5 protein-coding genes and 1 pseudogene are annotated in these 8,256 nt (G+C 71.7%); 3 read left to right on the top strand and 3 right to left on the bottom strand.

Annotated features, from left to right (window positions below; translation table 11 throughout):
- Positions 1–783: 783 nt before the first annotated feature.
- Positions 784–2,319: an ATP-dependent DNA ligase gene (locus ACYVOO_RS27435; protein ID WP_461018381.1), complete on the top strand. Its 1,536-nt coding sequence runs from the start codon at positions 784–786 to the stop codon at positions 2,317–2,319.
- Between the two features lie 12 nt (positions 2,320–2,331).
- Here the strand turns inward: ACYVOO_RS27435 and ACYVOO_RS27430 are convergent, their stop codons facing one another.
- Entirely contained in the window at positions 2,332–4,680 is a 2,349-nt protein-coding gene (locus tag ACYVOO_RS27430; protein WP_461018380.1) for an FdhF/YdeP family oxidoreductase, read from the bottom strand.
- A 141-nt stretch (positions 4,681–4,821) separates the two neighbouring features.
- Here ACYVOO_RS27430 and ACYVOO_RS27425 point away from each other — a divergent pair, with 141 nt between their 5' ends.
- Positions 4,822–5,844, top strand: a complete 1,023-nt coding sequence (locus ACYVOO_RS27425; protein ID WP_461018379.1) for a formylglycine-generating enzyme family protein — start codon at positions 4,822–4,824, stop codon at positions 5,842–5,844.
- Positions 5,845–5,891: 47 nt separating this feature from the next.
- Here ACYVOO_RS27425 and ACYVOO_RS27420 read toward each other — a convergent pair whose 3' ends face one another.
- The gene (locus ACYVOO_RS27420; RefSeq protein ID WP_461018378.1) at positions 5,892–6,431 is read right to left on the bottom strand and encodes a MarR family winged helix-turn-helix transcriptional regulator; all 540 of its coding nucleotides are present in this window, start codon (positions 6,429–6,431) and stop codon (positions 5,892–5,894) included.
- Between the two features lie 179 nt (positions 6,432–6,610).
- On the opposite strand from ACYVOO_RS27420, the pseudogene ACYVOO_RS27415 reads away from it, so the two are divergent.
- Positions 6,611–7,817 (top strand): annotated as a pseudogene (locus tag ACYVOO_RS27415) (RNA-guided endonuclease InsQ/TnpB family protein); the annotation flags it as partial.
- A 124-nt stretch (positions 7,818–7,941) separates the two neighbouring features.
- On the opposite strand, the gene ACYVOO_RS27410 reads toward ACYVOO_RS27415, so the two are convergent.
- On the bottom strand, positions 7,942–8,256 hold the full coding sequence (locus tag ACYVOO_RS27410) for a hypothetical protein (protein ID WP_461018377.1): 315 nt from the start codon (positions 8,254–8,256) through the stop codon (positions 7,942–7,944).

Below are 8,256 nucleotides of genomic sequence, written 5' to 3'. Positions count from 1 at the left end.
GCGAGGGGGCACCTCCCAGCGGTAGCTGGGGGAGGGTGGGCACAACCCGTGCCACCGGCCCGCCACACGCGGACGAAACCCCCAAGGGGTACTCGGGCAGGCGCACTCCCGACAGGGGGTGTTGCGCGGGACGGTCGGCCCGGGGAGTGGGGACCGTAGGTCCCGCGCTGGGGTGGGCGTGCCGCCGCACGCCAAGGAGCCGACCCCAGCCCACCCGGAGTAGCGGTGGGTCACCGGCGGGACGGGGACGGGGTGGGGTGTCCCCGCAGGTCGAGAAAGTCACCGGCGGAAAGCTGAAAACGAGACCTTCACGCCGAGGAGACACCCCACCCCGGCGCCGGACACCCCGCACCCACATGTCCACAACCACGGTCGCAACCATGAATCACGCGGCGCAAGCCGCAAAGCACCGTAACCACACGCCGCGCCGAAGCCACCCACCCGCACCCGGCAACGAAACCCCAAGGCGCACCCAGGGACACCCCGCCGGGCGACGGCACACCAAAAAGTTGTGGGCAAGCGTCCCGCAGGCGGGACGGGTGGGCACAACCCGTGCCACCGGCCCGAGCATCGCCGACGAAACCCCAAGGGGCACCCACAACAGGCGCACCCCCACGAGAAACAGGCACCCCGTGTGACCATCACCCCGCACCCCGCGAAGGGGCACACCAGCGTGAAGGGACAACCCCTCGTTTCCTTCCGCACCCCGCGAAGGGGACCCGTACCCCGTGAAGGGGCGCACGCCGAACTGCGGAACCCCGTGTGCTGGGTGAGGATGAACGCATGTTGTTGGCTGACGTCGCGCGGGCCTCGCGGGAGATCGCGGAGTCCTCCGCCCGTACGGAGAAGGTCACCCTGCTCGCGAGGCTCTTCCGCGAGGCGGAACCCGCCGAGGTACCGGTGGTGGTGACCTACCTCGCGGGACGGCTCCCACAGCGCCGCACCGGCGTCGGCTGGAGCACCCTCAAGGAACCGGTGCCTCCTGCCGCCGTGCCACGGCTCACCGTGCCGGACGTCGACGCCGCGCTGGACCGTATCGCCGCCGTGAACGGCAAGGGCGCCCAGGCGGAGCGCAGACACCTGGTCGGGGAGCTGATGGGCGCCGCCACCGCGGAGGAGCAGCACTTTCTGCTGAGGTTGCTCGGCGGGGAGCTGCGGCAGGGCGCGCTGGACGCGTTCGCCGTGGAGGGGCTGTCGTCGGCGGTGGGTGCCGAGCCCGGCGAGGTGCGGCGCGCGGTGATGCTGGGCGGCTCGCTGGGCGTCGTCGCACGGGCGCTGCTGGAGCGCGGGACGGCGGCGCTGGAGGACTTCCGCCTGGAGGTGGGCCGCCCCGTGCTGCCCATGCTGGCGCAGACGGCGAGGGACGTGGACGAGGCCGTGGAGCGGCTGGGGCCGTGCGCCGTGGAGGAGAAGCTCGACGGCATCCGGGTGCAGGTGCACAAGGACGGCGGGCGCGTTCGGATCTACACCCGCACCCTGGACGAGATCACCGACCGGCTCCCTGAGGTGGTCGCCGCCACGGAGCATCTGGAGGCGGAGCGCGCCGTGCTCGACGGCGAGGTCATCGCGCTGGACGAGGAGGGCAGGCCGCGGCCGTTCCAGGAGGTGTCCTCGCGAGTCGGCTCACGTCTGGATGTGACGGCGGCGCAGGCGTCGCTGCCCGTGTCGCCCGTCTTCTTCGACCTGCTCTTCCTCGACGGCGCCGACCTCTTGGATCTCCCCGCGCACGAGCGCCATGCCGCACTCGCACGTGCGGTCCCCGCGCCGCTGCGCGTGCGCCGGGTGACCGTTTCCGATCCGGAGGACGACCAACTTCGGGCGGCAGCAAGGGAGTTCGCGGACGACGTGCTGGTGCGCGGGCACGAGGGTGTGGTCGTGAAGGGGCTGGACTCCACCTATGGTGCCGGGCGCCGGGGTGCTTCCTGGCTGAAGGTGAAGCCCGTGCACACCCTCGATCTCGTGGTGCTCGGCGCCGAGTGGGGGCACGGGCGCCGCACCGGCAAGCTCTCCAACCTCCATCTCGGTGCCCGTCGCGCCGACGGTTCCTTCGCCATGCTCGGCAAGACCTTCAAGGGCCTCACGGACACTCTTCTGGCCTGGCAGACCGAACGTCTCCAGGAGATCGCGGTGACGCGTGAGCGCTGGGGTGTGACGGTGCGGCCCGAGCTGGTCGTCGAGATCGCCTTCGACGGTGTGCAGCGCTCGACGCGGTACCCGGAGGGGGTGACACTGCGGTTCGCGCGCGTGCTGCGCTACCGCGACGACAAGGCTCCGGCCGAGGCCGACACCGTCGAGGCGGTCCGCGCCCATCTGCGCTGACCGCGCGCACACCTACTCCGCCGGGGCCACCCGCACCGTCAGGTGCTTCATCAGCGGCTGGTCGCTCTGGGCGCTGTAGTCCCCGACGGGGCAGAGCACGTTCATCTCGGGCATGTACCCGGCCGCGCACCCGGGCGGCATGTCGTACGCGACGGCGCGGTATCCGCGCAGCAACCGCTCCGTGCCGTCCTTCGCGTAGCTCGTCACGTCCACGAGGTCGAACTCGGACAGCCCGCGCTCGCGCATGTCGCCCTCGTTCATGAAGACGAGGGTGCGCAGGTTGCGGATGCCGCGGTAGCGGTCGTCGTCGGAGTAAATAGTGGTGTTCCACTGGTCGTGCGAGCGCAGTGTGCCCAGTACGAGGAGCCCCTCCGCCGGGGCCGTCCCGGGCAGTGGTGCCGTGGAGAACTCCGCGCGTCCCGAGGGGGTGAGGAAGACACGTTCGCGCGCGGGCTGCCGCAGCCGGAACCCGTTCGGGTGCCGTACACGCCGGTTGAAGTCCTCGAAGCCCTCCAGCGCGTGCGACATGGTGTCCCGGATGCGGTCGTAGTTCTCGGTGTACGCCTCCCACGGTGTGGCGCTGTCGGGCAGTGCCGCCCGTGCGATGCCCGCGACGATGGCGGTCTCGGACAGCAGGTTCCGGGAGGCGGGCTGCTTGATGCCCCGCGACAGGTGGACCATCGCCATGGAGTCCTCCACCGACACACGTTGCTGCCCCGTGCGCTGGTGGTCGCGCTCGGTCCGGCCCAGGCAGGGCAGGATCAGCGCCTGTCTGCCGTGTTCCAGGTGGCTGCGGTTGAGTTTCGTGCTGACCTGCACCGTCAGCTCGCAGCGGCGCAGTGCCTCCGCCGTGTACGGGGTGTCGGGCGCCGCGAGCGCGAAGTTGCCGCCCATGGCCATGAAGACCTTGACGTCGCCCCGGTGCATGGCCTCGACGGTGCGCACCGTGTCGAGCCCCGGTTCGCGTGGCGGGTCGATGCCGCAGGCGGCGGCGAGCCGGTCCAGGAAGGCGGCGTCGGGCTTGTGGTTGACGCCGCACGTCCGGTTGCCCTGCACGTTGCTGTGTCCGCGCACCGGGCTGGGGCCCGCGCCCTCACGGCCGATGTTGCCGCGCAGCAGCAGAAGGTTGACGATCTCGCGGACGGTGTCGACACCGTGCTCCTGCTGGGTGATGCCCAGGCACCAGGAGATGATGGTGTTCGAGGCCCGTACGTAGATCCCGGCCGCCTCGCGCATACGGGCGCGGTCCACACCCGAGTGCCGTTCGAGGTCTTCCCACGACGTGGCCTCGCACAGTGCGCGGTAGTCGGTGAAGCCGAGGGTGAACCGCTCCAGGAACTCCTGGTCGACGGCCGCCGGGTCGGCCACCGCGCGCTCCAGCACCGCCTTGGCCATGCCGCGGAGCAGCGCCATGTCCCCGGCGATGCGGGGCTGGATGTCGAGAGTGCCGATGGGTGTGGCGTGGAAGGTGGCCATGTCGCGCAGTTCGTGCGGCACGATCGTGCGGGTGGAGGCGGCCTCCTTGAGCGGGTTGACGTGCACGATCTGCGCGCCCCGCCGGTACGCCTCGGCCAGCGAGGTGAGCATCCGGGGTGCGTTGGAGGCCGCGTTGACACCCAGCACGAACAGCGCGTCGGCCTCTTCCCAGTCGCGCAGGTCGACGGTGCCCTTGGCGGTGCCGAGCGAGGCGTGCAGACCCCGGCCGCTCGCCTCGTGGCACATGTTGGAGCAGTCGGGCATGTTGTTGGTGCCGAACTCGCGCACCATGAGCTGGTAGAGGAAGGTGGCCTCGTTGCTGAGCCGCCCGGAGGTGTAGAACGACGCCTCGTGCGGCGAGCCGAGCCCGCGCAGCACGCCGCCCACCAGCGCGAACGCGTCCCGCCACGAGATGGGTGTGTAGCGGTCGCTGTCCGCGTCGTAGACCATGGGCTCGGTCAGCCTGCCCTGGTTCTCCAGCGCGAAGTCGCTCCAGCTTCGCAGCTCGGTGACGGTGTGCGCGGCGAAGAGCTCGCGGTCCGTGCGTTTGCCGGTCATCTCCCAGGTGGCGTGCTTGATGCCGTTCTCGCAGATGTCCAGGTGCAGGTCGCCCGTGTCGTCGGGCCAGGCGCAGCCGGGGCAGTCGAAGCCGCGGTCGGCGTGGTTCATGCGGCTGACGGCCCGTACGCCGTCGACGACCGCGTTCTCCCGTACGAGCACCTCCGCCACCGCCCGCGCCGCGCCCCACCCGGCTGCCGGATGCCGGTACTCGTGCCGCTCCGGCTCCGCCGTACCGTCGACGGGGCCGCGTCCGCGCGCGGGACGACCGGCGGGGGTGTCGTGGGGTGTGCGGGAGGCGCGGGAGGCGCGGTCTGACGTGGTCATCGAGGTCACCGTCCGGGTCGTGGGCTGGGACCCCCTTGCGATCGTAGGCACCCGGGCGCGTGGAGGCCCGTCGGCGCCGCGCCGACGCGGCGGGGTTACGCTCGCCGCGTGAACGGGAGGGACGCGCGGAGGGATCGGGACATGACGTCGTCATCGCGGGAGCGGTCGCGGGAACAGGAGCCGGAGCCGGAGCCGGAACAGGAGCAGGAGCACCCCGGTGCGGGGCCCGCTTCGTGCTGCGCTCCGTCGGCTCCGACGTCCCGTGGGCCCGGTGCGTCCGGCACACCCGCGTCCGTCGGCCGCACGGACCTCGCGCACGTCGCCCAGGCCCCGGCGCGGCGGCTGCCCGCGGCCGAGGGGCCTGCAAAGATGGTGGCCCTCCCCGGCGGCACGTTCCGCATGGGCAACGAGGACGAGGCCGCGAACCCCGGTGACGGCGAGGGACCCGTACGCGAGGTCACCGTCGAGGCGTTCCGCATCGACCCGCAGACGGTGACGAACACGCGGTTCGCGGCGTTCGTGAAGGACACGGGCTATGTGACGAGCGCCGAACGCTTCGGCTGGTCGTATGTGTTCGCGGGGCTGCTGGACCCCTCCGTGGTCCGGACGGCCCCACCGGCCGACGGCACACCGTGGTGGCGCGGCGTGGAGGGCGCGTACTGGCGGGCCCCGGAGGGCCCCGGCAGCTCCGTCGGGGACCGGGCGCGGCATCCGGTCGTGCACGTGAGCTGGGAGGACGCCGCCGCGTTCGCCGCGTGGGCGGGCAAGCGGCTGCCGACGGAGGCGGAGTGGGAGTACGCGGCGCGCGGCGGCCTCGACCAGGCCCGCTACCCGTGGGGGGACGAGCTGCTGCCGCGCGGCCGGTGGCGCTGCAACATCTGGCAGGGCCGCTTCCCCGTCGTCAACACGGCGGAGGACGGCCACATCGGGACCGCCCCCGCCGACGCGTACCGGCCCAACGGGTACGGGCTCTACAACACCGTCGGCAACGTGTGGGAGTGGTGCGCGGGTCCCTTCGGGGCCGAGGACGAGGAGCGGCGGGCCATGCGTGGCGGTTCGTATCTGTGCCACGACTCGTACTGCAACCGCTACCGCGTCGCAGCGCGCACGGGCAACACCCCGGACTCCAGCACCGGCAACCTGGGCTTCCGCTGCGTCCAGTGACCGCAGGCCGTGTGACCTGCGCGAAAGTTGTCCGGCCGGTCAGCCGGTCAGCCGACGACGCTGCCGAGACGGCCCTCCAGCACGACCAGGAGTTCGCCCAGCGCCGAGGACAGCTCCTGTCTGCGGGCACCGTCGAGCCCGGAGAGCAGGGCCGCCTCGTAGCCGAGCTGTTCCGGCAGCAGCCGGTCGATCAGCTCGCTGCCCGCTTCGGTGAGCGAGAGGTGCGCGACGCGGCGGTCGCGTTCGTCGGGGCGTCGTACGACGAGGCCGCGGCGTTCCAGTTCCTTGAGCCGTTTGGTGACCGCGGCGCCCGAGGCGAAGGTCTCCCGTGCGATGCGGCCCGGGGTCAGTTCCCGGTCCACGCGGCGCAGGGTGCCGAGGATGTCGAACTCGGCGCGGGTCAGCCCCTCCTGGCTCAGTGGTGCCTCGGCCGCCTGCTGCAGCAGCGCCGCGCAGCGGTTGAGCCTGCCGATCACGGCCATGGGGGCCGTGTCCAGGCCCGGGTGGACGCGTTGCCACTGCCGTAGCACCCCCGCGACCACGTCCTCCACACCCTCCGCGCCCTCGTCGTTCCGTTCCCCGTTCACCGGGCTTCTCCGAGGATGCTCCGGCGTTCAGGCCGGGGCGGAATCGGGCCCCTGTGCAGCAGGGGAGGGACAGCCGGATCGCTGTCAGGGTAATCCGGCGTCCACTTGGTGACGGAGTGAGTGAGTCTGCGAAGATCCGTTGTGCGCAATTGTCAGTCCTCGCGGATAGGTTCGGGCGTATGACGGGGCAAGCGCAGGCGGCGGAGGGGCGCGGGCATGTCCGGTACACCTATCGTCTGCGCCTGTCGTCCACGGCCCGGTCCGCGCTCGAAGCCGAGTGGGACCGCTGCCGGTGGATCTGGAACGAAGCGGTCGCCAAATCCCAGCAGGTGCACCGGCACCACCGGGCGAGTGGCGAAAGTGTGACGTGCGGTCCCGCGCAGTTGGACAGGATGCTGACCGAGGCACGTGCCCGTATCCCGTGGCTGCGGGAGGGCGCCTCGGTCCCTCAGCAGCAGCTCCTCCGCGACTTCGCCACATCGCGGACGAAAGCGTTGAAGGACATCAAGGCCCGGCTGCCGATGCGGCAGCGTGCCGGGATGCCCAAGTACAAGAAGAAGCGCGAGGCGCTGCCCACGCTGAACTACACCCGGCGCGGCTTTCGCCTCAAGGAGGGCCGTTTGCATCTGGCCGGAGGCATCGTGGTGCGGGTGGTGTGGTCGCGGGAGCTGCCCCAGCCCCCCAGTTCGGTGCGGGTGTACCGGGACGCGGTGGGGCACTGGTGGGCGTCGTTCGTCCTCGCCGCCGCAACCGAGCCCCTGCCACAGACCGGCGCGGTGATCGGTATCGACTGGGGCGTGCGGGAGACGGCCACCACCACCAGCGACGCCCATGACCTCCCCCACCCGCAGCACGGGCGCACGGCGGCGCACAAGCTGGCCCGGTACCAGCGCATGATGGCCCGCCGCCGCCCTGCGAAGGGGCAAGCGGCGTCGAAGGGCTACCGCGAGGCGAAACGGCAGACAGCGAAAGCGCACCAGAAGCTCGCCCGGCAGCGCCGCGAGACCGGCCGTAAGTGGGCCAAACGCGTCGTCCGCGACCATGACGCCCTGGCCGTGGAGGACTTCCGCCCGAAGTTCCTGGCAAAGTCCACCATGGCGAGGAAGGCCGCCGACGCCGCGATCGGCGCCACCAAACAGGCCCTGGTGGAGATGGCCCGCAAGCACGGGCGCATCCTGCACCTGGTCCATCCCGCGCACACCACCATGGACTGCGCGCGGTGCGGAGCGAGAACCAAGCACGCACTCCCCCTCTCCGAAAGAACGTATGCCTGCACCACATGCGGAGCCGTCTCGCCCAGAGACAAGAACTCCGCACGTGTGATGCTGCTCCGGGCTGGTCTGCACCCCGGCTAGTGCTGATCGTGCAAGCCCTGCGCGCCCGCCGGGCCGCAGGCAACGTGAGCTAGGAATCCCCCTCATCCATATGAGGGGGAGGCGTCAAGGTCTCTCCTCTCACCGCCCCGCCCCCGCCATTCTCCCGTCCGTCCGCCGCAGGCGCGGCGCGGGGTTCAGGCGGCCATGACGGGCGGGGTCAGCCTGCGGATGAGCTGGGCGAGGTCACGGTGGCCCTCGCGTTCGGCGAGGGCGACGCGCTCCTCGGGGAGGGCGCGCCGCCACCACTCGCCCGAGGCGGTCCCCACGGCCTCGCGCAGTTCGCCGAGTGCCGCGGCCAGCCTGTCGCGGGCCCGGCCCGCCTCCTCGTACGGGGCTCCGGTGCCGGTGGCGCCCGTGGCCAGCAGGTGCCGTACGTCGTCGCGTGCCGCTTCCGCGTGGCGCAGGGCGGTCTCGATGCGGTCGCTCGCGCGCCGGTTGGTGACCAGCAC

The organism is Streptomyces daliensis, from assembly GCF_054782395.1.
The sequence above is the reverse complement of the archived record's forward strand: the minus strand, read 5'-3'. Positions and strand labels throughout refer to the sequence as shown.

Bases quoted from the DNA above. Each gene is read 5' to 3' on its own strand.
- ACYVOO_RS27435 (WP_461018381.1), top strand. From the start codon at position 784: ATGTTGTTGGCTGACGTCGCGCGGGCCTCGCGGGAGATCGCGGAGTCC.
- ACYVOO_RS27430 (WP_461018380.1), bottom strand. From the start codon at position 4,680: ATGACCACGTCAGACCGCGCCTCCCGCGCCTCCCGCACACCCCACGAC.
- ACYVOO_RS27425 (WP_461018379.1), top strand. From the start codon at position 4,822: ATGACGTCGTCATCGCGGGAGCGGTCGCGGGAACAGGAGCCGGAGCCG.